Annotated in this window: 27 protein-coding genes; 20 read left to right on the forward strand and 7 right to left on the reverse strand. The window is 62.5% G+C overall.

Features of this window, described 5'->3' with window-relative positions:
- The first annotated feature begins 90 nt into the window (after nt 1-90).
- Nucleotides 91-1,077: a GGDEF domain-containing protein gene (locus tag Thiosp_RS07505; RefSeq protein WP_201064093.1), complete on the forward strand. Its 987-nt coding sequence runs from the start codon at nt 91-93 to the stop codon at nt 1,075-1,077.
- A 162-nt stretch (nt 1,078-1,239) separates the two neighbouring features.
- Here Thiosp_RS07505 and Thiosp_RS07510 read toward each other — a convergent pair whose 3' ends face one another.
- From Thiosp_RS07510 to Thiosp_RS07520, 3 genes are all read right to left on the reverse strand, one after another.
- Nucleotides 1,240-1,953: a 4'-phosphopantetheinyl transferase family protein gene (locus tag Thiosp_RS07510; RefSeq protein ID WP_201064096.1), complete on the reverse strand. Its 714-nt coding sequence runs from the start codon at nt 1,951-1,953 to the stop codon at nt 1,240-1,242.
- A 25-nt stretch (nt 1,954-1,978) separates the two neighbouring features.
- On the reverse strand, nt 1,979-3,016 hold the full coding sequence (locus Thiosp_RS07515; RefSeq protein ID WP_201064098.1) for a serine hydrolase: 1,038 nt from the start codon (nt 3,014-3,016) through the stop codon (nt 1,979-1,981).
- A 76-nt stretch (nt 3,017-3,092) separates the two neighbouring features.
- Nucleotides 3,093-3,191, reverse strand: a complete 99-nt coding sequence (locus Thiosp_RS07520; protein ID WP_323696964.1) for a hypothetical protein — start codon at nt 3,189-3,191, stop codon at nt 3,093-3,095.
- Between the two features lie 58 nt (nt 3,192-3,249).
- On the opposite strand from Thiosp_RS07520, the gene Thiosp_RS07525 reads away from it, so the two are divergent.
- The 4 genes from Thiosp_RS07525 (at nt 3,250) to grxD (ending at nt 6,718) form a co-directional block, all read left to right on the forward strand.
- The gene (locus Thiosp_RS07525) at nt 3,250-3,492 is read left to right on the forward strand and encodes a hypothetical protein (protein ID WP_201064366.1); all 243 of its coding nucleotides are present in this window, start codon (nt 3,250-3,252) and stop codon (nt 3,490-3,492) included.
- Entirely contained in the window at nt 3,489-3,773 is a 285-nt protein-coding gene (locus tag Thiosp_RS07530) for a hypothetical protein (RefSeq protein WP_242518316.1), read from the forward strand. Before Thiosp_RS07525 ends, Thiosp_RS07530 begins: the two co-directional genes overlap by 4 nt.
- Nucleotides 3,774-3,824: 51 nt before the next feature.
- The gene (locus Thiosp_RS07535; protein WP_201064100.1) at nt 3,825-6,212 is read left to right on the forward strand and encodes a Tex family protein; all 2,388 of its coding nucleotides are present in this window, start codon (nt 3,825-3,827) and stop codon (nt 6,210-6,212) included.
- A gap of 188 nt (nt 6,213-6,400) precedes the next feature.
- Nucleotides 6,401-6,718: a Grx4 family monothiol glutaredoxin gene (grxD, locus tag Thiosp_RS07540; RefSeq protein ID WP_201064101.1), complete on the forward strand. Its 318-nt coding sequence runs from the start codon at nt 6,401-6,403 to the stop codon at nt 6,716-6,718.
- 63 nt (nt 6,719-6,781) lie between these two features.
- Here grxD and rnt read toward each other — a convergent pair whose 3' ends face one another.
- Both rnt and Thiosp_RS07550 read right to left on the reverse strand, forming a co-directional pair.
- The gene (gene rnt / locus Thiosp_RS07545) at nt 6,782-7,435 is read right to left on the reverse strand and encodes a ribonuclease T (RefSeq protein ID WP_201064103.1); all 654 of its coding nucleotides are present in this window, start codon (nt 7,433-7,435) and stop codon (nt 6,782-6,784) included.
- Between the two features lie 6 nt (nt 7,436-7,441).
- Nucleotides 7,442-7,978, reverse strand: a complete 537-nt coding sequence (locus tag Thiosp_RS07550; protein WP_201064105.1) for a hypothetical protein — start codon at nt 7,976-7,978, stop codon at nt 7,442-7,444.
- A gap of 277 nt (nt 7,979-8,255) precedes the next feature.
- Here Thiosp_RS07550 and aroA point away from each other — a divergent pair, with 277 nt between their 5' ends.
- The 5 genes from aroA (at nt 8,256) to Thiosp_RS07575 (ending at nt 13,867) form a co-directional block, all read left to right on the forward strand.
- Entirely contained in the window at nt 8,256-9,578 is a 1,323-nt protein-coding gene (aroA, locus tag Thiosp_RS07555; protein WP_201064334.1) for a 3-phosphoshikimate 1-carboxyvinyltransferase, read from the forward strand.
- Nucleotides 9,579-9,626: 48 nt separating this feature from the next.
- On the forward strand, nt 9,627-10,316 hold the full coding sequence (cmk, locus tag Thiosp_RS07560) for a (d)CMP kinase (RefSeq protein ID WP_201064107.1): 690 nt from the start codon (nt 9,627-9,629) through the stop codon (nt 10,314-10,316).
- 208 nt (nt 10,317-10,524) lie between these two features.
- The gene (gene rpsA / locus Thiosp_RS07565) at nt 10,525-12,204 is read left to right on the forward strand and encodes a 30S ribosomal protein S1 (RefSeq protein WP_201064109.1); all 1,680 of its coding nucleotides are present in this window, start codon (nt 10,525-10,527) and stop codon (nt 12,202-12,204) included.
- A 158-nt stretch (nt 12,205-12,362) separates the two neighbouring features.
- Complete coding sequence (ihfB, locus tag Thiosp_RS07570) at nt 12,363-12,674, forward strand: integration host factor subunit beta (RefSeq protein WP_201064111.1); 312 nt, start codon at nt 12,363-12,365, stop codon at nt 12,672-12,674.
- 59 nt (nt 12,675-12,733) lie between these two features.
- The gene (locus Thiosp_RS07575) at nt 12,734-13,867 is read left to right on the forward strand and encodes an NAD(P)/FAD-dependent oxidoreductase (RefSeq protein WP_201064113.1); all 1,134 of its coding nucleotides are present in this window, start codon (nt 12,734-12,736) and stop codon (nt 13,865-13,867) included.
- 39 nt (nt 13,868-13,906) lie between these two features.
- On the opposite strand, the gene Thiosp_RS07580 is transcribed toward Thiosp_RS07575, so the two are convergent.
- On the reverse strand, nt 13,907-14,413 hold the full coding sequence (locus tag Thiosp_RS07580; protein WP_201064115.1) for a hypothetical protein: 507 nt from the start codon (nt 14,411-14,413) through the stop codon (nt 13,907-13,909).
- Between the two features lie 369 nt (nt 14,414-14,782).
- Here Thiosp_RS07580 and rpsF point away from each other — a divergent pair, with 369 nt between their 5' ends.
- The 5 genes from rpsF (at nt 14,783) to Thiosp_RS07605 (ending at nt 17,493) form a co-directional block, all read left to right on the forward strand.
- Nucleotides 14,783-15,208: a 30S ribosomal protein S6 gene (gene rpsF, locus Thiosp_RS07585; RefSeq protein WP_201064117.1), complete on the forward strand. Its 426-nt coding sequence runs from the start codon at nt 14,783-14,785 to the stop codon at nt 15,206-15,208.
- Between the two features lie 105 nt (nt 15,209-15,313).
- Nucleotides 15,314-15,538 (forward strand): 30S ribosomal protein S18, encoded by a 225-nt coding sequence (gene rpsR / locus Thiosp_RS07590; protein WP_201064119.1) that lies wholly within the window; start codon nt 15,314-15,316, stop codon nt 15,536-15,538.
- A 70-nt stretch (nt 15,539-15,608) separates the two neighbouring features.
- Entirely contained in the window at nt 15,609-16,058 is a 450-nt protein-coding gene (gene rplI / locus Thiosp_RS07595) for a 50S ribosomal protein L9 (RefSeq protein WP_201064120.1), read from the forward strand.
- Between the two features lie 179 nt (nt 16,059-16,237).
- Complete coding sequence (locus Thiosp_RS07600; protein ID WP_201064121.1) at nt 16,238-16,981, forward strand: metal-dependent hydrolase; 744 nt, start codon at nt 16,238-16,240, stop codon at nt 16,979-16,981.
- A 212-nt stretch (nt 16,982-17,193) separates the two neighbouring features.
- Nucleotides 17,194-17,493 (forward strand): hypothetical protein, encoded by a 300-nt coding sequence (locus Thiosp_RS07605; RefSeq protein WP_201064122.1) that lies wholly within the window; start codon nt 17,194-17,196, stop codon nt 17,491-17,493.
- A gap of 167 nt (nt 17,494-17,660) precedes the next feature.
- Here Thiosp_RS07605 and hemE read toward each other — a convergent pair whose 3' ends face one another.
- The gene (hemE, locus tag Thiosp_RS07610; RefSeq protein ID WP_201064123.1) at nt 17,661-18,725 is read right to left on the reverse strand and encodes a uroporphyrinogen decarboxylase; all 1,065 of its coding nucleotides are present in this window, start codon (nt 18,723-18,725) and stop codon (nt 17,661-17,663) included.
- A gap of 133 nt (nt 18,726-18,858) precedes the next feature.
- On the opposite strand from hemE, the gene uvrD reads away from it, so the two are divergent.
- The 5 genes from uvrD (at nt 18,859) to Thiosp_RS07635 (ending at nt 24,151) form a co-directional block, all read left to right on the forward strand.
- Nucleotides 18,859-21,018: a DNA helicase II gene (gene uvrD, locus Thiosp_RS07615; RefSeq protein WP_201064124.1), complete on the forward strand. Its 2,160-nt coding sequence runs from the start codon at nt 18,859-18,861 to the stop codon at nt 21,016-21,018.
- A 59-nt stretch (nt 21,019-21,077) separates the two neighbouring features.
- On the forward strand, nt 21,078-22,166 hold the full coding sequence (locus Thiosp_RS07620) for a TRAP transporter substrate-binding protein (RefSeq protein WP_201064125.1): 1,089 nt from the start codon (nt 21,078-21,080) through the stop codon (nt 22,164-22,166).
- 82 nt (nt 22,167-22,248) lie between these two features.
- Nucleotides 22,249-23,463, forward strand: a complete 1,215-nt coding sequence (gene hemW / locus Thiosp_RS07625) for a radical SAM family heme chaperone HemW (protein WP_242518317.1) — start codon at nt 22,249-22,251, stop codon at nt 23,461-23,463.
- Between the two features lie 116 nt (nt 23,464-23,579).
- Nucleotides 23,580-23,825, forward strand: a complete 246-nt coding sequence (locus Thiosp_RS07630; RefSeq protein WP_009151413.1) for a hypothetical protein — start codon at nt 23,580-23,582, stop codon at nt 23,823-23,825.
- Nucleotides 23,822-24,151 carry a type II toxin-antitoxin system VapC family toxin gene (locus Thiosp_RS07635; protein WP_201064127.1) on the forward strand — a complete coding sequence of 110 codons (330 nt, stop codon included), beginning with the start codon at nt 23,822-23,824 and terminating at the stop codon, nt 24,149-24,151. The genes Thiosp_RS07630 and Thiosp_RS07635 overlap by 4 nt, the downstream gene beginning before the upstream one ends.
- Nucleotides 24,152-24,196: the final 45 nt, after the last annotated feature.

The following is a 24,196-nucleotide window of genomic DNA, read 5'->3' on the forward strand; positions in this document are numbered from 1 at the left end:
GGCTCTTGATTTGTAAATAAAAATAAAATTGGCACGCTTATCGCTTCCTCGCTGGCAAACACGAAACCGCCAGCCATCGAGGAAACCGTGATGAGCGCTGCCAACCAAGCCGAAACCCCGAACCTTTCTCTGGTCGCCTCCAATGCCGCGCTGAACCTGCAGCCGCGCGAAAGCATCGACGGCGTCGAGTTCCTGCAGGCCATCACCGCATCACTCGATCTCGAACATGTCGTGCCGACCGTCATGGGCTATCTCAGTGAGCTGGTCGCGTTGCGCTCCTGGGAATACGCATTCCAGTCCGCCGAGCTCGATGCGCCGCAGTGCCTGTTGAGCGAGGGCAAGGTCGACCGCCATCGGTTGGAGTACTCCCTTGGTTCGGATGGTCAGCCCATGGGCCATCTCACGGTCACCCGCGGTCGCCGGTTCTCCGAGCGGGAGCAGGAAAAAATCGAAAGCCTGCTTGGCCTGGCTGCCCCGGCACTGCGCAATGCGCTGCGCTTTCGCGAGCTCAGCCAGCAGCTTGAGACCGACCCCATGACCGGGCTCGGCAACCGCCGCGCGCTCCACACCCAAGGCGAACGCTGGTTGGCCGACAGCCTGCGTCAGCATCGCCCGCTGACCATGCTGGCGCTTGATCTCGACCGCTTCAAACCCATCAACGACCAGTTCGGTCACCCCGAGGGCGACTACCTGCTGTGCCAAGTGGCGCGGGTCCTGCGCGAACATACTCGCCCGTCGGATGTCTGCGTGCGCATGGGTGGGGATGAGTTCGTCGTGCTGCTGCCGGGTGCCGACCTGACTTGCGCCATGGATTGTGCCGAGCGCATCCGTCAGGCCATCGGCCAGATCCAGTTGTCAGCGCCTGAAGCCGTCGGCGTGCGCGTCAGCGCCAGTATTGGCCTTGCCATGCATCATGAAGGCATGAGCCTCGATCAGCTCTATGACCAGGCCGACAACGCCCTCTACGGCGCCAAGCGCGCGGGCAGCGACCGGGTACTGGCCGGTGGCCGCAGCTCTGCCGCTAAAGTCGAGCCACGTCCCGAGCCGCGCCCCGAACTGCGCGCGGTTGCTGGCTGATTCCAGCCTGCCAAGTCCTCGCCTGGCCACCCGCGCGATCAAGCCGGGTGGTCAGGCTCGGCCGGGCTCTCCGGCCATTTTTTCCAGATTCTTGCTTCCAGGTGCGCTCGTCCCGTCGCGACCGACCAGCTTCGTGTAGCCAGCCGGCTCGCACTCTTGGGCTCAACCCCACCAATCACAGGTGACCCAGTCCGCGGTTGGCGGCAAGTCGCGGCTGGCAACGGCACAGATCGCGTCCGCGCGCGGCCGGGCATGGGCCACGCGGATATCCGGCGCGTCGCGCTCGCGATGTCCCGCCAGTCCGCGACCGTCGCGCTTCACGCGTGCCTCCATCTCTGTCCAGGCGGTGTAAAAGGCGAGCAGCTGCTGTTCGCCGCCGAGTTGGCACAAACGCCGATGCTCGGCCGCGCCAAACATGCGCTCGGCCACCGCCAGCGGATCGACACGCGCCCGCACAATCTCGGCATCGACGCCGACCGGTTCATCCATGCGCGCGGCGAGCAGCGTCAAATCGCCGGTGGTACTGAGATTGAACGCAAGCCCCGTGGCTGGTGCCTTGATAAACGGCTTGCCCGTCGGGGAATAATCAAAGGTTATCGCCTCGGGGGCGCAGCCCAGATAAGCGCCAAGAATTTGACGACTGGCAAGATGCGACAAGAAAAACCGCCGCCGAAGATGCGCCAGCCGCAGCCGCTGTCCGCGCGCCAGCTCGACGGGGGAGAGAATGCGCTCGCACCGCGCCACCAAGGCGTCATCGATCGTGTCGGCATCAATGCGCCAAAGATGCAAGGCGCCAGGATGCAGGTCGGGCGGCTTAGCGCGCCGCCATGCGATTAGCGCAGCCGGGTCGTCGGGGACCGAGGTGAATTCCGTCATGGCGCCGCGCGCGCAAGCCGCTAGCTTAGCTTCCGCTGGCCGGATTTCCGGTCAGCAGCCAGTCGCGGACCTGGCGCGAGTCGCTGACCCGGGCCCAATGCGCCGATGCATCGAGGAAGATCATGATCACCGGGCGGTTGTCGAAGCGCGCCTGCATCGCCAGGCAGTAACCGGCCTCATTGATGAACCCCGTCTTGCTCACGTCCAGGTGCCAATCGGAATTTCTGGCCAGCGGGTTGCTGTTGCGATAGCGCAGTGGGGTTCCGTCGGCAAAGGGCCGGACTGTCATCTCGCCGCGGGCGGTGATCTCGCGGATGAACGGATAAGTGGCCGCGGCCCTGACCAGCTTGACCAGATCCTCGGCGCTGGAGCGGTTATTGCCATTGAGTCCACTCGAATCGGCGAAATGGGTATGGTGCATTCCGAGTGACTTGGCCTTGCGGTTCATGGCGTCAATGAACGCTGGAGTGCCGCCGCGAAAGGTCGTCCGGGCGAGGGCATGCGCGGCGCGATTGTCCGATGACATCACCGCAACAGCGATCATCTCGCCGCGCGACAGCCGCGCCTCATTGATGCGCAAGCGCGATCGGCTGTTGCGCAGTCGATCACGGTCGGCGTCGACGATGGTGATTCGCGTCTGCATGGGCACCCCGGCATCCAACACCACCATGGCGGTCATCAACTTGGTAATGGACGCGATGGGCTTGATCTGAGCGGCGTTCTTGCTATAGAGCCGCGTGCCGTTCCCGTCGACGATCAGGGCGCTGGCGGCGTTGAGGTTCAGCAGGGATGGATCGCGTTGCCTCCATTGACTGGACTTGGGCAGCAACAGATTCTCGCGTATCCAATCGTCCAGCTCCGAGCGTGAATTGCTTTGCGCTCCCGTTTGCAGACTAGTCGCGCGAAAGGTCTGGGGCGGCGACACCACGGCGAATTGATCATCTGGACGTGATGCGCATGCGCCAAAGCCCAGCGTCAGAACCGCGAGCAGGGCGATCAAGCCCCCGCGTCGAACCGGGTGCCTGGACAAGCGAACAAAACAAAAGTCGGCAATGTCGTGCATGACAGCCTCGATGAAGACGAAGTCAGGATACTAACGCTCATGGTTACGGCCACCCTGGAGGATGAAGCCTGTTGGTTCACGGTAAGGAAATCCAAGGGACCATTCTGGTGTCGACGAGCAGGCTCGTGCCGAAGCGCCGCGGGTGGGAGAGAAAAAAGGCACAGCCGCGTTGCACCAAGGTTTCACTATGAGGAGTCTTGTCGACATAGCATTAGCCGCCGCCTTCGCGCATCTTGCGAAACGTCTGGACGCTGATCGGCAGCGGCGGCAGCGTGGTGGACATGGCAGAGGCTCCTGATCAGTACATCGCCTTCCTATTCTCCATCACCGCCGTGCAGGATACCACCGGCTGGGCGCCGAGCCCCGGCGCATCGCCTGACTGGGGGCGGGCTGCTGTTTGGGCAGGCCCCGGGATCACCGAGCGCGATCCAGGGCTGTGCGTGATCCGCCTGGTCGGGGATAATGCCGGGCTATGAATGCGTCTTTTCATGCTTCATCGGCGGCGGCTGACCAGGCTCGGGGGGCAACCCGTGCGTCCGGGTCAGGGTCGTTACCCGAGCCGGCCGCGTTGCTTGATGCGGCGATTGAGGCGATTTGCCAGAAGGGCTGCCGTCAGGTGCATCGCGACATCGAACGCCTGGCATCTGGCGAGCTCTTGCCCGAGGCCAAGGGGCTTGATGCCCCGCAGCGCGAGCAGTTGCTTGCGGAGTTGCGTGCCATCATGGCTGTCTATGGCGAGCGCTGCGGCCTCGAATGACTGAATAAACATCCATCCACCAGAATCCATTCATCGGAACCCAAGCATCCCATGCAGTCAATCATCCACCGGCTGGCCGAAGAGCTGGCCGCGCATCAGTCCCAGGTCGAGGCCGCCGTGGCCTTGCTCGACGAGGGCGCAACCGTGCCTTTCATCGCCCGTTACCGCAAGGAGGTCACTGGCGGACTGGACGATATCCAGCTCCGGCTGCTCGAGGAACGCCTCGGCTATTTGCGCGAGTTGGAAGAACGCCGCGCCACCATCCTGCACAGCGTCGACGAGCAGGGCAAGCTGAGCGACGAGCTGCGTGGTCAGATCGAGACCGCCACCACCAAGCAGCAGCTCGAGGATCTGTATCTGCCCTATAAGCCCAAGCGGCGCACCAAGGCGCAGATCGCGCGCGAGGCCGGACTGGAGCCGCTGGCCGATGTGCTGCTCGCCGAGCCCGAGCGCGACCCGAGCGCCGAGGCCGCAGCCTATGTGGATGCCGAGAAGGGCGTGGCGGATGCCGCAGCGGCACTGGAAGGCGCGCGCCAGATACTGATGGAGCGCTTCGCCGAGGAGCCGGAAGTGGCTGGCCGGCTGCGCGAGCGGCTTTGGGAGCAGGGGATTTTGGTCTCCCAGGTGATGGACGGCAAAGAAGCCGAAGGCGCCAAGTTCTCCGATTATTTCGACTACCGCGAGCCCATGGCCAAAATCCCCTCGCACCGCGCACTGGCGCTCTTTCGCGGGCGCAATCAGGGGATTCTCAATCTGGAGCTGCTGGCGGGGGAGGGCGATGATCCCGACGCCGATTGCCGCCATCAGATCGCCGCGCGCTTCGGCATCGCCGATCGCGGCCGCCCGGCCGACGCCTGGCTCATGGAAACCGTGCGCAAAGCCTGGCGCGTCAAGCTGCTGGTGCGCCTGGAGTTGGACCTGAAAGGCCAGTTGCTGGAGGCGGCCGAGGCCGAGGCCATTCGCGTCTTCGCGATGAACCTGAAAGACCTGCTGCTGGCGGCCCCGGCCGGGCGCCTGGCCACCATCGGGCTCGACCCTGGTCTGCGCACGGGCGTGAAGGTGGCCGTCATCGACAACACCGGGCGGGTGGCCGCGACCGGTACCATCTATCCGCACGCGCCGCGCCAGCAGTGGGATCAGTCCATCGCCAGCCTGGCGGAGCTGGCCAAGAAGTTTCAGGTCACCCTGGTCAGCATCGGCAACGGCACCGCCTCGCGCGAGACCGACCGCCTGGTGCGGGATCTGATCAAACGCCACCCGGAACTGGGCCTGCGCTCCATGGTGGTGAGCGAGGCTGGTGCTTCGGTCTATTCGGCCTCAGAGTTCGCCTCGCGCGAGCTGCCGGACATGGATGTCTCCCTGCGTGGAGCCGTGTCCATCGCTCGACGCTTGCAAGACCCGCTCGCCGAGCTGGTCAAGATTGACCCAAAAGCCATTGGCGTGGGCCAGTACCAGCATGATGTCAATCAGACCGGCCTGGCGCGCAGTCTGGATGCGGTGGTGGAGGACTGTGTGAACGCCGTCGGGGTGGAGCTCAACACCGCCTCGGCCCCACTGCTCTCAAGGGTGTCTGGTTTGAACGCCAGCCTGGCCGAGAACATCATCCGCTTTCGCGAGGAGGCCGGTGCCTTCGCCAGCCGCAAGCAGCTGCTCAAGGTGCCGCGTCTGGGCCCCAAGGCGTTCGAGCAGTGCGCCGGATTCTTGCGCATCAACGACAGCGATGATCCCCTCGACGGCTCAGCGGTGCACCCGGAAGCCTATCCGCTCGCGCGGCGCATCGCCGAGCAGGCCGGCAAGAACATCAAGTCCCTGATTGGCGACAGTGCCACACTGCGCAGGCTCAAGGCCAAGGACTTTGTCGACGAGCGCTTCGGCGAGCCCACGGTGCGCGATATTCTGGTCGAGCTGGAAAAGCCCGGCCGCGACCCGCGCCCGGAGTTCCGCGCCGCCAGCTTTATGGAGGGCGTCGAGACCCTCGCCGACCTTAAGCCCGGCATGGTGCTGGAAGGCACAGTCACCAATGTCACGAACTTTGGCGCCTTCGTCGACATCGGCGTGCATCAAGACGGCCTGGTGCATATCTCCATGCTGGCTGATCGCTTCATCCGCGATCCCCATGAAGTCGTCCATTCCGGCCAAACAGTCAAGGTGCGGGTGCTGGAAGTCGATCTGCCACGCCAGCGTATCGCGCTGAGCATGCGGCAGGACAACAGCGATGCCGGTGTGGGCCGCGGAGCCGGCGGCGCTCGGAGCGATGGTCGGCCCCAAAGTCAGGCTCATGGCCGGTCTGATAACGGCAGGGCGAACACCAGGCCCACAAGCGGTCACAAAAAAGGCCCAGCCTATCCGCCACGCACCGGCGGACGCGACTCGCTGCCACAACAACCTGGTGCCGACGGCGCCATGGCCGATGCCTTTGCAAAAGCGCGCAAGCGCTAGGTAACACTGCCTAACCTGCGCGCCTCACGCTCATGGTGCGGCGCCACCCCGGAGGATGAAGCTGCATTTTCGCGTAAATCTGCGTTGCTTGCCTGGCAACACTGCGCCCTTTGGCGCATTCCGGCTTGATTCATGCACTTTCTGGCCCGACCTGATAGTCGGTGATAAATCGCAACGAGGTGATTGGGATGGATGTTCTTGAACGAATTGGTGAGCAGGTGAAAGGTAACCCGGTAGTGATCTACATGAAGGGGACGCCGCAGTTTCCGCAGTGCGGGTTCTCCATGCGCGCCGCGCAGGCGCTGTCCGAAAGCGGTGTGCCTTTTGCCTTTGTGAATGTGCTGCAGGACCCGGAGATTTTTGAGAATCTACCGCGCTACGCGGACTGGCCGACCTTTCCGCAGATCTACGTCGACGGTGAGCTGATTGGCGGCTGCGACATCACGCTCGAGTTGCATCAGTCCGGCGAGCTGAAGACCATGATGGAAGCCGCCGCGGCCAAGTAGCCAGAGGCCAGGTAGCCAGAGGCCAGGTAGCCAGACCCAGGCGTCTTCTGGCGGGCGGGACGCTCAGTCTTGGGTGCTAGTGGCCGCCGACAGGGGGATGTTCAGCTCGCGGCACTTGTTGACCATCTGGCAAAAGAGCCGAGCGGTCTGCTCGGCGTCGTAGATGGCGGAATGGGCCTCGCCGTCGTCCCAGTCGAGGCCGGCTGCGCGGGCGGCCTTGGCAAGCACAGTCTGGCCGTAGATGAGTCCTGCCAGGGAGACGGTGTCGAATACGCTGAAGGCGTGAAACGGATTACGCTTAAAGCCGGTGCGCTCGAGCGCTGCGTTGAGAAAGCCGAGGTCAAAATGCGCATTGTGCCCAACCAGAATGGCGCGATTGCAGGCGGTTGACTTGACTGCCTTGCGGATCGGGTTGAGGACGTGCTTCAGCGCATCACTTTCGGCGAGCGCATCGCGAAACGGGTGATGCGGATCAATCTTGTTGAAAGCGAGTGCACGCGGGTCGAGCTCTGCGTCGATGAAGGGCAGCACATGGCAGGCGATGGTCTCCTCGGGCTCAAGCCAGCCATCATCATCCATGCCGATGATGATGGCTGCGATTTCGAGCAGCGCATGGCGCTTCGCATCGAAGCCGGCCGTTTCGACGTCCACCACCACCGGCAGAAAGCCGCGAAAGCGACGCGCGATCGGGGAGGATGGCTGATGTTCGGTGGGCATCAGTCATCATCTCTCGGGCGAGGCAGGCGTCGGCTCGCCGCCTGAGATATCCTCCGCGACCTGCTTGCAGTCGAAGCGCCGAAAACGGGCGTTGCCGTCGGTTCCGGCTTCGGTGAGGAAAAGCGCACTATCGACAAGGTCGATGTGTAAGCGGCCGTTATCGGCGTCGATTCGCTGACCACGCGTCCAGGTCGCCTGCGTGCGCTCAAGCCATGGGGCAGTGCTCTCGATGCGAGCGGGGGCAATGGGATAATCCTGACCCGGCTCGGTTTTGATTGCCGTGATGCGCACGGGTTCTTGGCTAGGTGGGGCGGCTTCGGAGTAGTCCACTCGGCCCTCGCCGTCGAAGGTTACCTGGCGCGATGGCTGCTCGACGCATTCCAGCGTGAGGCGATCGGGCGTGATGTCTTCGGTCGCTGGCGGTGGCTCCGCCGCGATTGTTGCAGTGCAGGGGATAAGCAGTGATGCCGCCATTGCTAGCGCGACTGAAAAGTCGGCAGCTGGCCGCTGACGGGTGAGTTCGGGGTATAGGAAGCGTCGCATGCGGGAAGATCGAATCGGTTTTGGTTAACGTAACTGCCTGGCATCTTATCAGAGGAGTGCGCCGGGCTGCTGTGCTGGCTGGGAATCCCGCGCACCGGTGCCTGAATTTTTCACCGGCCGGCGGCTTGCGTTTACAGGGGGCGGATATTCCGCTATTTTTGCCTGGTTAGAGGTTTGGGCATGGTTGTCGGGAGTCAGGCGTTGGAGCGGTTGTCCGTGGTCTGTTGCCTGGCAGGTTTTCTTTTATCGGGAGTAGCTTCTTCAAGTGACGGTTTCAGTGACGGCTCAGCATGAACTGCGCTTCGATCTGGCCCCGGGCGGAAAGCTCAGCGGTCGCTTCGCCGTGCCCGGAGATAAATCCATTTCGCATCGGGCGGTGATGCTAAGCGCGATCGCCGATGGTGACAGCGAAATCACAGGGTTTCTTGAGGGTGCGGATAGCCTGGCGACGCTGAAGGCGTTCCGGCAGTTGGGTGTCGAGATTCAAGGACCGGAGCAGGGACGTGTGTTGGTGAAGGGGGTCGGCCTGCATGGTCTGCGCCCGTCGCCGTCGCCTCTCGATATGGGCAATTCCGGCACCTCCATGCGTCTGCTAACAGGCTTGTTGAGCGGCCAGTATTTCGCCAGCGAGCTGACCGGTGATGCCTCGCTGAGCAAGCGGCCGATGCGGCGGGTGATCGAACCGCTGACCCAGATGGGCGCGCGCATCGCCTCGAGTTCGGAGGGCACGGCGCCGTTGGGCATCCAGCCCGCCGAGGGGCTGCGTGGCATCCGCTATGCCATGCCGGTGGCCAGCGCCCAGGTTAAATCCAGTTTGCTGTTGGCCGGTCTCTATGCCGAGGGCGAGACCTGCGTGATCGAGCCGGCCCCCACGCGCGATCATACCGAGCGTATGCTGAGCGCCTTTGGTTGTGCCGCGAGCCAGGATGGGGCCTGTATCTGTGTGCGCAGCGGGGCACGGCTGAAGGGGGCGGCCATTGCCGTGCCGGGGGATATTTCCTCGGCGGCCTTCTTTCTGGTCGGAGCCAGCATCGCGGCCGGCAGTGACCTCACGCTGACAGGCATTGGCGTGAATCCAACCCGCACCGGCGTGATCGATATTCTCAAGGCCATGGGCGCGGATATCGAGCTGCTCAATCCGCGCGATCAGGGCGGTGAGCCGCTAGCGGATCTGCAAGTGCGCGCGGCCCCGCTCAAGGGCATCCGCATACCACCTGATCAGGTGCCGCTGGCGATCGATGAATTTCCGGCGCTGTTTGTTGCTGCAGCCTGCGCGCAGGGCGAGACGCTGCTCCGCGGGGCCGAGGAGTTGCGGGTCAAGGAGAGCGACCGCATCCAGACCATGGCCGACGGGCTCCAGGCGCTCGGCATTGAGGCTGAGCCGCTGCCGGATGGCATGCGCATTCAGGGGGGCGCGCTCCAAGGCGGCAGTGTCGACAGCCACGGCGATCATCGCGTGGCCATGGCGTTTGCCATGGCGAGTCTGTGCGCGCGCGCGCCGATTGAGGTGCGCAACTGCGCCAATGTGAATACCTCCTTCCCACGCTTCGCCTCCCTGGCCGCCGAAGCCGGGCTGGGCATTGTCGAGCGCTACGACTGACTCTTGCCGATTAGCAAACCATTCTCGCACCCTGCCAGCAGACCGAGCATGCCCGCTGACTTCTCAACAGTTCCCGTACCTGTCATCACCATTGACGGCCCCTCCGGTTGTGGCAAGGGAACCATTGCTGCCATGTTGGCCGAGCATCTGCGCTGGCATTTGCTGGACAGCGGCGCCCTTTACCGCGGGCTCGGCCATGCAGCCACGGCGGCGGGTGTCGATCTGGATGACGGCGAGGAATTGGGTCAGCTTGCGCAGGGGCTCAATCTGCGCTTCGACGGGCAGCGGTTGCTGCTTGCGGATGCGGACATTTCCGCTGAAATCCGCACCGAAACCGCCGCCGCGGCGGCCTCGCGCGTGGCGCGTCACCCGCAGGTGCGCGCCGCCATGCTTGGCTGGCAGCGCGATGCGGCGCAGCCGCCGGGGCTGGTGGCGGACGGGCGCGACATGGGCACCGTGGTCTTTGCCTCGGCGCCGGTCAAGTTCTATCTCGATGCCAGTGCCGAGGAACGTGCGAACAGACGCTATAAACAGTTGAATGACAAAGGTGCGGATGCTAACCTTGCCGACTTGATCGAGGAACTGCGCGAGCGCGATGAGCGGGATCGGCAGCGGGCGTCAAGTCCGTTGGTTGCCGCTAGCGACGCGATTGTCATCGATTCGACGACGATGTCCATAGACGCCGTCTTCGCCCAAGTGATCGGCGCGGTGCGCCGCTCCCTGCCGCAACTGTCTTGAACCGTCGCGATTTATCCTGGCGGATCAAGTTCTTTTGCGTGTAGTTTTTGGCGGTAGGGTACGCCCGCCGCGACGAAAAAATTCATCGTGGCCGGTGGTGGTGTCTGCCGGCTTGTTTTTAAACTAACCCTCCGTGATCGGGTTGACCGCGTGATCCTTTGCATCAACCGCCGGAGCGAGGCGTTCTGCGCCGGGAATTTCCACACTCATGACCGAAAGCTTTGCCGAACTCTTTGAGGAGAGTCTGACCAATACCCAATTGCAGCCCGGTACCATCATCACCGGGCAGGTCGTCGCTATCACCGGAGATGCGGTGATCGTCAATGCCGGCCTGAAGTCCGAAGGCATTATTCCGCGCAATCAGTTCCTCTCGCCCGAGGGCGAGCTCGAAGTGGCAGTCGGCGATGATGTCCAGGTCGCGCTCGACGCGGTCGAGGACGGTTTTGGCGTCACCCGCCTGTCGCGCGAGAAGGCCAAGCGCTTCGCCGCTTGGGACTCGTTGGAAAAGGCCTTCGACGACGGCGAAACTGTTACTGGCATGATCAACGGCAAGGTCAAAGGCGGCTTCACGGTCGAGCTCGGCAGCGTGCGTGCGTTCCTGCCTGGCTCCCTGGTCGATGTGCGCCCGGTGCGCGACACCGCGTATCTGGAAGGCAAAGATCTCGAGTTCAAGGTCATCAAGCTCGATCGGCGACGTAATAATGTTGTGGTCTCGCGCCGCGCGGTGGTCGAGGAAGAATACAGCGCCGAGCGCGAAGCGCTGCTCGAGAAGCTCGAGGAAGGCGTGGAGCTGATGGGCGTGGTCAAGAACCTGACCGACTATGGTGCCTTCCTGGATCTCGGCGGCATCGACGGCTTGCTGCACATTACCGATATGGCCTGGCGCCGGGTCAAGCACCCGTCCGAGGTGGTTGAGATTGGCCAAGAAGTTATGGTCAAGGTGCTCAAGTTCGACCGCGACCGCCAGCGCGTCTCCCTGGGCCTGAAGCAGATGGGCGAGGACCCCTGGGTCAATATCGCGCGTCGCTACCCGGAAAGCACTCGCGTATTCGGCAAGGTCACCAACATTGCTGACTATGGCTGCTTCGTCGAGATCGAAGAGGGCGTGGAAGGCTTGGTGCACGTTTCCGAGATGGACTGGACCAACAAGAACATCCATCCGAGCAAGGTGGTGTCCCTGGGCGACGAGGTCGAGGTCATGGTGCTCGACATCGACGAGGAGCGCCGTCGCATCTCGCTTGGCGTCAAGCAGTGCCAGACCAATCCCTGGGACGAGTTCTCGGCCACCCATAAGAAGGGCGATCACGTCAGCGGCCAGATCAAGTCCATCACCGACTTCGGCATCTTTATCGGGCTCGATGGCGGTATCGACGGTCTGGTGCACTTGTCGGACATCTCCTGGGACGAAGCCGGCGAGGACTCGCTGCGCAACTACAAGAAGGGTGATGTACTCGAGACGGTCGTGCTCTCGGTCGACCCGGAGCGCGAGCGGATTTCCCTAGGCGTCAAGCAGCTTGATAAAGATCCTTTCTCCAGCTTCGTCGCGCTGCATGAGAAGGGCAGCATCGTCACGGGTAAGGTCATTGATGTCGACGCCAAGGGCGCGACTATCGCGCTGACCGAAGGCGTCGAGGGCTATCTGCGCGCCTCCGAGATCTCCCGCGATCGCGTCGAGGATGCGCGTTCGGTACTGAAGCCGGAGGAGGAAGTCGAGGCTAAGTTCGTCGGCGTTGACCGCAAGAACCGCACCATATCGCTGTCGATCAAGGCTAAGGATGCTGCCGACGAGCAAGCTGCTATGAAGGGCTACGCCAGCGAAGCCCAGGCGGGTACCGCGACTCTCGGCGATATCCTGAAGCAGCAGATGGAAGAAGCCCAAAAAGACTGATCCACTTGGATTGATCGAGAAGGGCGGCCGCAAGGATTGAAGTGCCCACTGGATTGCGTGGCAGCAATCATTCCTGCTTCAGTGCCTGTTTCAGTGAACGTGGCGGAGCGACATCCGGGATGGGTGTCGCCTCCGCCAAGGACGGAAGATCACCCGCTATGATGAAATCCGAGCTCATTGAGGCCCTGTCCGCGGGCCAGAGCCACTTGGCCTACAAGGACGTCGAGCTTGCGGTGCGCTGCATTCTCGAGCGCATGAGCGGTGCGCTGGCCTCCGGCGAGCGCATCGAGATCCGCGGTTTCGGGAGTTTCTCGCTCCACTATCGCCCGCCGCGCGTCGGGCGCAACCCCAAGACCGGCGATTCCGTCGCCCTCTCCGGCAAACACGTGCCGCATTTCAAGCCCGGAAAGGAGTTGCGTGATCGCGTCAATGAGGCCTATGCGGCTGAATTGTCTGGTGGTTCCAAATAACGGTCGACTGGCCAGAAAACCACCAATCATCCTTAAACCCTGACGGGGATTCGCGCACTATGGCCGCCAAACGTATCACCGTGGTCGGTTCCGGCTTCGGCGCCTTGACTGCGATTCAGTGGTTGCGCAAAAGCGCGGTCGACGCAGACATCCAGGTGGTCAGTCCGCGCCCGGAGTTTATCTATCTCCCCGGGTTGATCTGGATTCCGTCCGGGCTGCGTACCGCCGAGCAGCTGCGCATCGACCTGCGGCCCTTCTTCAAGCGGATGGGCGCGGTGCATCACGCAGCCGAGGCTAAGGGTCTCGGCGACGATGGCCGGGTGCTTGAGACCACTGCCGGCGCGATCGAAAACGACGGCCTTGTCATCGCCAGCGGCGGGCGCTTTATCAAAAAGCTCCCCGGTATTGAGCATGCGATCACGCCCTGCGAGGGTATCGCGGCGGCGGAGAAAATCCGCGACCGGGTCAAGTCCATGACCGGCGGCACCATTGCGATGGGCTTTTCCGGTAATCCCAAAGAGCCGTCGTCCATGCGTGGCGGGCCGATTTTTGAGTTCCTATTCGGACTCGATCATCAACTGCGTGCCGAGGGCCGCCGCGAGCGCTTTGAGCTGGTGTTTTTCACCCCCGCGCCCCGGCCAGGTAATCGGCTTGGTCCCAAGGCGGTGGACAAGCTGCTGGCGGAAATGGCGCGACTCGGCATCCAAACGCACCTGGGCAAGCCCCTAAAGGGGTTCAGTGCCGATCAAATCACCACGGAAGGCGGCAGCTTTACCGCCGATCTGATTGTCTTCATGCCTGGGATGACGGGAAACGCCTGGTTTGACAATACCGCGCTGCCCCGCTCGCCGGGAGGGCTGCTGCAGGCCGATGCCCAATGCCGGGTGCCCGGTGTGGAGCGCGTCTATGTTGCCGGCGACTCAGGCAGCTTCCCTGGGCCGGACTGGATGCCCAAACAGGCGCACATGGCAGATCTGCAAGCACGCGCGGCTGCCACCAATCTCGCCGCCGAGTTTCGCGGCGAGACCCCGCAAGCGGGATTCAAGGTCGAGCTCTTGTGTATCCTCGATGCCAACGATCGCGCCATGCTGGTAGCGCGCGATGAGAAGCGCAATCTGGTGTTGCCGCGCATGCGCTTCTTCCACTGGATGAAGCGCCTTTACGAGTGGTATTACCTGCGCCAATACCGCTGAGGCACCGCAACAACCTGGTGCCTGTATTATTTCAGGGCCTTATTTCACTGCCGGCTTGCCAAATTTCTGTCGCATATCATCGCTGATGGCTTTGGCCAGGCTGTTCACAGCCTGGGGCTCGACAGTGCCAAGGCCGCATTGCGCGCAGGGTACGCGGTAGTCGCGATCGATCGCGACGGCGCCCGTGGTCTTGGTGCGAACCCGCAGATGGACGGTAAGCTCATCCTGGCCTCGGTGCAACATGGACTGGCCGTCTTGTTGCAGGAAAGTCGGCTCGATAATGACCTCGGCTTCGTTCGGGGTCGTGGCTGACGGCAGCTCCTCGACCGCAGAGAAAATCGCCGAAGCGCGCAGCTGCTTGGCAAGCGCCTGCTCGAGCTCGTGGCGGAGCACCCAGCCCGTGAGTTGATCAACCTGACCACCCATTGGGGCGATGGCGGCAATCAGTGGGCCGCTGTAGGACTCACTGCTGTCGATCTCGGGTGCGGAGGCGACACAGCCGCCAAGCAACAGCGCCAGGGTCGCGGTGAGGAGGGCCTGAGGCATGTTCGGAAATAACATGATCAGGGATGATGAAAAAACATTGGTGCCATTTGGTCAATCACAGGTTGGTCAATCACGGGCTGCTCAGTCATAGGCGGGTGAATCACGGGCGGGTCAATCATACGCGAGTTAGGCGATTGTTTCGCCACACCTCTGCACGACTCGCCATTGGCGGGGGGAGCCACAGGCTGGCCAAAAACGCGATTTACAGCGCAGCCTAAACCGGCGATAATGATCGGCTTTGCTGATTTCCTGAAAATCACTCCTTGCCTCACCGATCTTGACTTGGACAGGCCTATGCGGCGCCTTGGCGCTAGTATTCGTGCGCTCCGGGCGATTGTTCGGGAGGCTATCTATCCGTGAGGAGCTTACATGCGACATTATGAAGTAGTTTTTCTGGTGCATCCAAGCCAGAGCGAACAGGTGCCGGGGATGATCGAGCGCTATCGCGGCGGGATCGAGAGCCGCGGCGGTCAGATTCACCGGCTCGAGGATTGGGGGCGGCGCCAGCTCGCTTATCCAATCAATAAGGTGCATAAGGCGCACTATGTGCTGATGAACATTGAGTGCGATCAGGAAGCGCTTGATGAGCTCGTTACCGCATTCCGCTTCAACGATGCCGTGCTGCGCAACATGGTCGTCAAGCGCGACGGGCCCGTGACCGAAATGTCCCCGCTTGCCAGAAGCAATGAGGACTCGGCAGACCAGGGCGACGAGCGCCCGGAGCGCCGTCCGCGCAACGACGAGTCGTCGGACAATGATGAAGACGAAGAGTCGGAAGAGGAAGAACAAGAATAAGCAGCTAAGAATAAGAGTCGACAATCGTCATCATCGACAATCTGATCTGGTTCTTGCGGCGATCGGACAGCGATCGCCCACCGCATTGGTCATGAGGATTCTCATATGTCCCGTTTTTTTCGTCGTAAACGTTATTGCCGTTTCACTGCTGAGGGAATTACCGAGATCGATTATAAGGACTTGAATCTGCTCAAGTCTTTTGTCAGCGAATCGGGCAAGATCGTTCCCAGTCGTATTACTGGAACCTCGGCGCGTTATCAGCGCCAGCTCGCCGTCGCCGTTAAGCGTGCACGATATCTGGCCCTGTTGCCTTACACCGATAGCCACTGATCGGGGCGGTGGGCGCCGGCTGCCTTCGCGCCGCGCCCGCCCGTGCCTGCTCATCTAAGAGGAATCTGCTGTGGATGTCATTTTGCTCAAGAAAGTCGCCGGCCTCGGAGCGCTTGGCGACAAAGTCGCCGTGCGACCTGGTTACGGGCGCAATTATCTGTTGCCCGGTGGTTTCGCCGTCGCGGCGACAGCCGAGAATCTCCAAGCCTTCGAGGAACGTCGCGCTGAGCTCGAGCGCGAAGCCGCCGAGGCACTGGCAACGGCCGAGGCGCGCAAGGCTAAGCTGGATGGTTTGCGTGTCACCATTGGTCGCAAAGCTGGTGAGGAAGGTCGCTTATTCGGCTCGGTGGGTACGTCCGACATCGCCGAGGCGGTGAGTGCTACCGGAACCGAGTTGCAGCGCAGCGAGGTGCGCCTGCCCGACGGCCCGCTGCGCGCAGTGGGTGAGTTCAGCGTCAACCTGCGCCTGCATGCGGACCTAGACTGCAACGTGGTGATTGAGGTCGTGGCGGCGGATTGATCGCGCGCTGACATACGACCTGTTCTTGCGGCCTTCTTCGCGGCGGCGATTGCTGCCGCAGGATTGCCCGCAGCCCGGCTTTGGCGGTCAGCGCCCGTGCGATTCTCTGTGCGCCGGCCTGAGCGATGCGGGCTCCCTGTTTGCTTTTCTCTTTCCCTGTGACTGGGCCTGTCCGGGCGATGGCGAATTTTCAGACGCATCTCGGGGTGGGTACGGCCGTCGTCGGCACCGCTGCGCTTGCAGCTCACACCCAGGGGCTGACGAATTTCAGCCAGGCGCAATGGTTGCTGGCGCTGGGGGTGGGTGCCAGTCTGCTGCCTGATATCGACGCCGATGACTCGCGACCGGTACGTGCTTTTTTCGCGCTGCTGGGTCTGGTGCTTGGCTTTGTCATCGCAAGCCGCCTGAAGGATAGCTTTCGCCTGCTCGAGCTCGCCCTGGTCTGGGCTGGGGTCTGGTTCTTTGTTTATCTGCCGTTGCGACTTTTTTTCGCGCGACTGACGGTCCACCGCGGGCTCTTCCATTCCTTGCTGATGGCCGCCGTGCTGGCGCTATCGGCGGTGATCGCCGGTGATCGCTGGTTGGCGATTGAGCCGTCGCTCAGCTGGCTGGTCGGTGGTTTCGTGCTGCTCGGCTATCTCACCCATCTGGTGCTTGATGAGATTGTTAGCGTCGATCTGCTCGGCAATCGCGTCAAACGCTCCTTTGGTACCGCGCTCAAACCCTTGAGTCTTCGCGCCTGGCCGGGGTCTTTGCTGTTGCTCGCGCTGCTTGTGCTTGGTGCGTATTTGGCACCGGATGCGGCTCCACTGCTCGAGTTCCTGGACCGCCTTGGCGTGCCCATGGACCTGTCCCTTCAGCTGCCAGGAAAGCGCTCGGCAGGCTGGGGCGCAAGCGGGCTTGGCCCCGCCGGCATCGGTTGAGCAGACAAGCGCCGGTTGCAATTGCGGCCCATTGCCATTCAAAATCCAGCGAATCGGGTTATTCCGGCGTTTGCATCAGGATGCGCTTGTATCACGATAATCGAGATTGCAAAGGCGCCGGAATTCTCTGTCGTTCAGGGTAAGGAAAGGCCTTGGCTGTTTCAGGCCGCACGCCCATTAGCTTTCGGACTAACGTTTCAGGAGACCACACCATGAAAATCGCCGCTCCCATCGCTATTGTGCTGGCACTTGTCGGCTGGGGCTTGACCTTCTTTATCGGTGACACGCTTCTGTCCGGGACTGCGCTCGAGGATCGCATGTGCCAGACCGGCTGCATCAAAGGACTGTTTTTTTCTGGCTTTGGGGTTGGTGCTGTGGCCCTGGTGCTCTCCGGCTTGACGTTAAGCAAGCGAGCAGCAGGCCCCATCCTTAGCGTCGGAGCCCTGCTGTTGGCCCTGCCCCTGTTCGCCATCTACGCCGGCATCGTGGTGATTGGCACTCTTGCTGCCTGACTGGCGAGGGTGTCACTGGGGGCCATGAATTGGGGGCTGACAGGGCCTGATTTGGGCTATCTCGGCCCGCATAGCTTGCAGCGGGCCGGGATGAGACGCTGAATCTTGGGGCCGATGCAGACGCGCCGAGCGTTCGCATTCGGCCCCAGTAAGCGATGGCGTTGGCTTCAGGCGTGATAAGCCCGACTGAGCCGGTGCACAGCTTCCACCATGGCGGCAGCATGCTCTGGATTCACGTCGGGGTGAATCCCGTGGCCAAGGTTAAACACGTGCCCGGTGCCGCTGCCGTAGCTCGCCAGCACCCGGCCGACTTCGCGCTCGATGCGCTCGGGCGAGGCATAGAGCGTGCAAGGGTCGAGATTGCCCTGCAGCGCGACCTTGTCCTTGACCAGGCGGCGGGCGTCGGCAAGATCCATGGTCCAGTCGACGCCCAAGGCATCGCAGCCGGTCTCGGCCATGCGGTCGAGCCACTGACCGCCGCCCTTGGCGAAGAGTACCACCGGCACTCGGCGCCCATCGGCCTCGCGCGTTAGCCCCTCAACGATGCGCTCCATGTATCGCAGCGAGAACTCGCGGAAATCCGCTGGGCTCAGCACGCCACCCCAGGTGTCGAAGATCATCACCGCCTGGGCACCGCGAGCGATTTGGGCGTTGAGATACAGTGTCACAGTGTCGGCGATCTTGCCGAGCAGGGCGTGCATCAACTCCGGACGGTCGAACATCATCGCCTTGGTGAGCGCAAAGTTCTTGGTGCTGCCACCCTCGACCATGTAGGTCGCCAGAGTCCAGGGCGCGCCCGAGAAGCCGATTAGCGGCACTCGCCCGTGCAATTCGCGGCGAATCACGGCCACGGCATCCATCACATAGCGCAGTTCTTGTTCCGGGTCGGGCACCTTGATGCGCTCGATATCCTCCTTGGTGCGCACTGGCCGCTCGAAGCCCGGCCCCTCGCCCTCGCTGAAGTAGAGCCCTAGGCCCATGGCGTCGGGGATGGTGAGGATATCGGAGAACAAAATGGCCGCGTCGAGCGGGAAGCGCTCCAGCGGCTGCAAGGTCACCTCGCAGGCCAGCTCCGGATTGCGGCACAGGTCCATGAAGCTGCCTGCTTTCGCGCGGGTTTCGCGGTACTCGGGCAGGTAGCGTCCGGCCTGGCGCATCATCCAGACCGGGGTGTAATCGACAGGTTCGCGCAGCAGGGCGCGCAGGAAGACATCGTTCTTGAGCTCAGTCACGTTTTCTCGATCCGTTTTGGTAGCAAATTTCTTGGTGGGTTGCTCGCGGATTTCGCATCCTACCCGCGCGAGCATACTACAGGGAGGGCATTCGCGGCTAAGTCCTTCCCGTCTTCTGCGCTAGAATGCCCGCATGGATGTTTCACGGATTCTGGACCCATTAAACCCTTCCCAGCGCGAGGCGGTGTCCGCCAGCGGCAGTAATGTGCTGGTGCTGGCCGGTGCTGGCTCGGGCAAGACACGGGTGCTGGTGCATCGGGTGGCCTGGCTGTTGCAGGTGGAAGGAGTGCAGCCCTGGTCGATTCTGGCGGTCACCTTCACCAACAAGGCGGCGCGGGAGATGCGCGCGCGCATCGAGGAAATGCTCGAGCAACCGGTCGGCGGCATGTGGGTCGGCACCTTTCACGGACTGGCGCATCGGTTTTTGCGCGCGCACTGGCAAGATGCAAACTTGCCGCAGCAGTTTCAGATTCTGGACTCCGACGATCAATTCCGGCTGATCAAGCGCATCCTCAAGATGTTGGAGCTGGACGAGTCCCGCTGGCCGCCGCGACAGATTCAGGGTTACATCAACAAGCACAAGGATGAGGGGCGGCGCTCTGGGCACATCGATGACGGCGGGGACTACTACGAGCAGCAGGTGATCCGCGTCTATCGCGAGTACGAGGACGCCTGCGCCCGCGGCGGTCTGCTCGACTTTGCCGACCTGCTGCTGCGCACCCATGAGCTGCTGCGCGACCGCCCGGATATTCTTCACCACTATCGCCAGCGCTTCCGAGCCTTGCTGGTCGATGAGTTTCAGGACACCAATGCCATCCAATATGCCTGGCTGCGGCTACTGACAGGCGATCAGGACAATCTGTTTCTGGTCGGCGATGATGATCAGTCCATCTACGGCTGGCGCGGGGCGCGGGTGGAGAACATCCTGAGCTTCCAGCACCAGTATCCCAACACCACCGTGGTGCGTTTGGAGCAGAATTATCGCTCCAGCGGCAATATCCTGGCTGCCGCCAATGCGCTCATCGCCAACAACCCCAGCCGGCTCGGCAAGGAGTTGTGGACCGACGACAGCGCCGGCGACCCGTTGCGGCTGTATTCGGCCTTCAATGAGGTCGATGAGGCGCGCTTCGTCGCCGAGCGCGTGCGCCGCTATGTGGCCGAGGAGGGCCTGCGCCGGTCCGAGTGCGCCATTCTCTATCGCACCACGGCACAATCGCGATTGTTCGAGGAAGCTTTGTTGCAGATCGGGCTGCCCTATCGCGTCTATGGCGGGCAGAAGTTCTTCGAACGTGTCGAGATCAAGGACGCACTCGCCTATCTGCGCTTGCTCGTTAACCCGCATGACGATGCCGCTTGCGAGCGGGTGCTGAACGTGCCGGCGCGTGGCATCGGCACCCGCACGGTCGAGGTGCTGCGCGGCCATGCCAGGGAGGCGCGTACCTCCCTGTGGCAGGCGGCGCACAATGCCCTCGGCGGCAGCCTGCTGTCGGCGCGCGCGACCGGGGCGCTGCGTCAGTTCGTTGAGCTGATCACCCGCATGCAGCAGGACGTCAAGGATCAGTCACTCGCTGATCTCACCCTGCAGACGATCGACGACAGCGGTCTGCCGGCCCATTATGAGAAGGCCAAGGACGGTCGCGGCATCGACCGGCTCGAGAACCTCGAGCAGCTGGTCGAAGCCGCGCGCCGCTTTGAGGCCGAGCTGGAGGACGAGGACGCCGACCCGCTCGGCAGTTTTCTCGCCCATGCGGCGCTTGAGGCCGGCGAGGGCCAGGCCGACGGTCATGAGGATGCCGTGCAGCTGATGACCCTGCACAGCGCCAAGGGGCTCGAATTCCCGGTGGTCTTCGTCACTGGCGTCGAGGAGGGGCTGTTTCCACACAGCATGTCGGCCGACGACCCCGACCGCCTTGAGGAGGAACGCCGGCTTTGCTATGTCGGCATGACCCGCGCCATGCAGCAGCTCTATCTCACCCATGCCGAGAGCCGCCGCCTGCATGGGCGCGAGGAGTACCCGATGGCATCGCGCTTCCTGCGCGAGCTGCCAGCGGCGCTGATCGAGGAAGTCCGCGCTCATGGCGGTCAGCGGCGCGCGGGGCCGGTGCTGAGCCGGGCACCGGCGGACGGCGCCTTCCAACTCGGAGAGCAGGTGCTGCACCCCAAGTTCGGCACCGGTGTGGTCTTAAACAGCGAGGGCACCGGCGCTAGCGCCCGCATTCAGGTCAACTTCGAGGCGGTCGGGCCCAAGTGGCTGGTGCTTGCCTATGCGCGGCTCGAACGCGCCAGCGAATGACGCGCCGAGCAAATTTTTCAGTCCGTTTCACTCAGCCGATCAGCAGGAGGACGTAATCGATGCAACGCAGAGATTTCATCAAGGCGGCAGGTGCCGCCGCAGTCGCCGCCGGTGCAGCCACCCAGGCCGGGCAGGCCTATGCCAAGGACAAGCCGGAATACTCCTGGAAGATGGTCACCACCTGGCCAAAGAACTTTCCAGGTCTTGGCACCGGTGCCAATCATCTTGCCGAGCTGATCGGCCAGATGAGCGGCGGGCGCATTGAGGTCAAGGTCTATGGCGCCGGGGAGCTGGTGCCAGCCTTCGAGATCTTCGACGCCGTCTCCGCCGGCACTGCCGAGATGGGCCATGGCGCCGCCTACTACTGGAAGGGCAAGAGCGAGGCCGCGCAGTTTTTCACCACCGTCCCCTTCGGCCTGACCGCGCAAGAAATGAACGGCTGGCTTTACTATGGCGGCGGCATTGAATTGTGGCAGGAACTCTATGCCAAGTTCGACCTGGTCCCGGCCGCAGCCGGCAACACGGGCGTGCAGATGGGCGGCTGGTTCAACAAGGAGATCAACTCGCTTGAGGACCTGAAAGGCATCAAAATGCGCATCCCCGGTCTCGGCGGCGAAGTGCTCAAGCGCGCAGGCGGCACGCCTGTCAATCTGCCGGGCGGGGAAATTTTTACCTCGCTGCAATCCGGCGCCATCGACGCGACCGAATGGATCGGTCCCTACAACGATCTTGCCTTCGGCCTCTACAAAGCGGCGAAATACTACTACTACCCCGGCTGGCACGAGCCCGGCACCACGCTTGAGGCCATGATCCACAAGCCCACCTTCGATAAGCTTCCGGACGACCTGCAAGCCATCGTGATGGCGGCCGCCAAGGTGGTCAATATCGACATGCTCTCGGAGTACATGGCGCGCAACCCGAGCGCGCTCACCACCCTGGTCGATGAGCACGGCGTCGATGTGCGCTCCTTCCCGCCGGATGTGCTGGCCAGGCTGCGTGAACTCTCGGGCGAGGTGGTCGCCGAGATCGCCGAGAAGGACGAATTCTCCAAACGCGTCTATGCCTCCTACCAGAAGTTCCTCAAGCAGTCCCAGGCCTGGAGCAAGATCTCGGAATACGCCTACCTGAACGCGCGCGACCACGCCTGATCCTTTGGCTGGATTGTCCGGGGCAAGGGCGAGCCCACCAGCCGCGAGCCCGCCAGTCTTGCGTCAGCGGGGTGCGTGCTGCTTGGCAACCAGTCAGGCACTGGCGGATCGGCGGCATTTCACCGCCGGTCCGCCGCCGCTTTCGCTCTATGTGCACTGGCCCTGGTGCCTGCGCAAATGCCCGTATTGCGACTTCAATTCGCATCCAACGCCCGGCAATCTGCCTCAGGCAGCCTATATCGATGCGCTCTTGGCCGATCTCGACACCGAACTGGCCATGCAGCCAGTGGAGCAAACGCTCGAGTCGCTGTTTGTCGGAGGTGGCACGCCCAGCCTGATCCAACCGGCCGAGCTATCGCGGCTGATCGCCGGTATTCGCGACCGTCTCAGTCTGGCCCCGGATGCCGAGGTGACCCTCGAGGCCAATCCAGGCGCCGCCGATGCCGCATGCCTTGCGCACGCGCTGGAGGCCGGTGTCAATCGGCTATCACTCGGGGTGCAATCTCTGTCCGATCTCAGGCTCAATGCTATCGGCCGCGTGCATGATGCGCGTCAGGCGCGACAAGCCGTTTTCGAGGCAAGGCAGGCCGGTTGCGGCAACCTCAATCTTGATCTGATGTTCGGCTTGCCCGGACAGAGCCTGGCTGAGGCGCGCACCGATCTGCAAGCCGCGCTGGCATTAGAGCCCGATCATCTGTCCTACTATCAGCTTACCCTGGAGCCCGAAACGGCCTTCGCGCGCGCGCCGCCACTTCTGCCCGAGGACGATCTGCTCGCCGACATGGCGGACCAGGGGCACCAGTTGCTGGCAGAATTTGGCTATGAGCACTATGAAATCTCCGCCCATGCGCAGCCCGGCAGGAGTTGTCGCCACAATCTGAATTATTGGACCTTTGGCGATTATCTTGGCATCGGCGCCGGCGCGCATGGCAAGCGGACCGATGTGACGCGGGGGAGGGCGGTGCGTCGCGTAAAATGGTCTGATCCGGCGCGCTATCTGGCCGCCGCTCAGCCGGTCCAAGCGGCGCCCGCTGCCTTTGTGGCCGAAGCCAGCGAGCTTGGCGATCAGGACCTGATGCTGGAATTCGCGCTCAACGCCCTGCGTCTGCAACAGGGTGTTTCACTCAAGCTATTTGAAACGCGAACCGGCCTTGCGGCAAATCGGCTCGCTGATGCACGCGCGCGCGCCGAGGACTTGGGCTTGCTTGAGCACAGCGCCACCTGCTTGCGCCCGACTGCACAGGGTCAGCGATTCCTGAATTCTCTTCTTGAGTGCTTCATGAGCGATTTTGCGTGAAAATTAAGAGCAGGGGGCGATGGGCTTGCTGGATATTGTTCAGAGCTTCGGCAGCCAACAGAGCGAGTGCCGCTAGCGCAAGACAGGTTTAGCCCATAACCAAAGGAGATAAAGCCATGCAAGCCATCGAGCTGGAAACCGAGATCGACGAGAACCACGAGATACATCTCAAGCTGCCTGAGGACGTTAAAGCCGTCAAAGCTAGAGTGGTCGTTCTGTACAACCTGGCTGCAAATGAAAACGGCACGCAGATGCAGGACGCTCAGCCTCTCAAACTTGGCTTGTTTCGTGGCCAAGTCCAGATGAGCGACGACTTTGACGCACCGCTGCCAGACGAGCTCTGGCTGAGTGGCAACCCATGAAATTCTTGCTCGATACCCACGCGTTCATCTGGCTGAACAGTTCTCCGGAAAAGCTTTCCGCCAGAGTTCGAGGGCACTGCGAACAAGGGACTGCTCGTTTTTATCTAAGCTTGGTTTCGCCGTGGGAGATGCAGATCAAGCGCCAACTCGGGAAGCTCAGCTACGATCCGATCAACGACCAACTGGTGCGCGCGAACCTGGATCGCAACAATATCAACCTATTGCCCATTAGCCTCGTGCATGTCGAACAGCTCGCCCAACTGCCGATGCACCACCGCGACCCTTCGACCGAATGCTGGTCGCACAAGCACAGATCGAGGGTATAACATTGATCACCGCAGACACGGCGCTAGCCCCCTATGACGTCGCCA

The organism is Thiorhodovibrio litoralis (assembly GCF_033954455.1).
Lineage (GTDB): Bacteria > Pseudomonadota > Gammaproteobacteria > Chromatiales > Chromatiaceae > Thiorhodovibrio > Thiorhodovibrio litoralis.

Coding starts and splice junctions, on each gene's coding strand:
- Thiosp_RS07630 (WP_009151413.1), top strand. CDS start 23,580: ATGCAAGCCATCGAGCTGGAAACCGAGATCGACGAGAACCACGAGATA.
- Thiosp_RS07575 (WP_201064113.1), top strand. CDS start 12,734: ATGGCCGCCAAACGTATCACCGTGGTCGGTTCCGGCTTCGGCGCCTTG.
- Thiosp_RS07535 (WP_201064100.1), top strand. CDS start 3,825: ATGCAGTCAATCATCCACCGGCTGGCCGAAGAGCTGGCCGCGCATCAG.
- Thiosp_RS07580 (WP_201064115.1), bottom strand. CDS start 14,413: ATGCCTCAGGCCCTCCTCACCGCGACCCTGGCGCTGTTGCTTGGCGGC.
- Thiosp_RS07515 (WP_201064098.1), bottom strand. CDS start 3,016: ATGCACGACATTGCCGACTTTTGTTTTGTTCGCTTGTCCAGGCACCCG.
- rnt (WP_201064103.1), bottom strand. CDS start 7,435: ATGCCCACCGAACATCAGCCATCCTCCCCGATCGCGCGTCGCTTTCGC.
- rpsA (WP_201064109.1), top strand. CDS start 10,525: ATGACCGAAAGCTTTGCCGAACTCTTTGAGGAGAGTCTGACCAATACC.
- Thiosp_RS07605 (WP_201064122.1), top strand. CDS start 17,194: ATGAAAATCGCCGCTCCCATCGCTATTGTGCTGGCACTTGTCGGCTGG.
- Thiosp_RS07600 (WP_201064121.1), top strand. CDS start 16,238: ATGGCGAATTTTCAGACGCATCTCGGGGTGGGTACGGCCGTCGTCGGC.
- ihfB (WP_201064111.1), top strand. CDS start 12,363: ATGATGAAATCCGAGCTCATTGAGGCCCTGTCCGCGGGCCAGAGCCAC.
- rpsF (WP_201064117.1), top strand. CDS start 14,783: ATGCGACATTATGAAGTAGTTTTTCTGGTGCATCCAAGCCAGAGCGAA.
- rpsR (WP_201064119.1), top strand. CDS start 15,314: ATGTCCCGTTTTTTTCGTCGTAAACGTTATTGCCGTTTCACTGCTGAG.
- Thiosp_RS07635 (WP_201064127.1), top strand. CDS start 23,822: ATGAAATTCTTGCTCGATACCCACGCGTTCATCTGGCTGAACAGTTCT.
- Thiosp_RS07620 (WP_201064125.1), top strand. CDS start 21,078: ATGCAACGCAGAGATTTCATCAAGGCGGCAGGTGCCGCCGCAGTCGCC.
- grxD (WP_201064101.1), top strand. CDS start 6,401: ATGGATGTTCTTGAACGAATTGGTGAGCAGGTGAAAGGTAACCCGGTA.
- Thiosp_RS07530 (WP_242518316.1), top strand. CDS start 3,489: ATGAATGCGTCTTTTCATGCTTCATCGGCGGCGGCTGACCAGGCTCGG.
- Thiosp_RS07510 (WP_201064096.1), bottom strand. CDS start 1,953: ATGACGGAATTCACCTCGGTCCCCGACGACCCGGCTGCGCTAATCGCA.
- cmk (WP_201064107.1), top strand. CDS start 9,627: ATGCCCGCTGACTTCTCAACAGTTCCCGTACCTGTCATCACCATTGAC.
- Thiosp_RS07505 (WP_201064093.1), top strand. CDS start 91: ATGAGCGCTGCCAACCAAGCCGAAACCCCGAACCTTTCTCTGGTCGCC.
- Thiosp_RS07550 (WP_201064105.1), bottom strand. CDS start 7,978: ATGCGACGCTTCCTATACCCCGAACTCACCCGTCAGCGGCCAGCTGCC.
- uvrD (WP_201064124.1), top strand. CDS start 18,859: ATGGATGTTTCACGGATTCTGGACCCATTAAACCCTTCCCAGCGCGAG.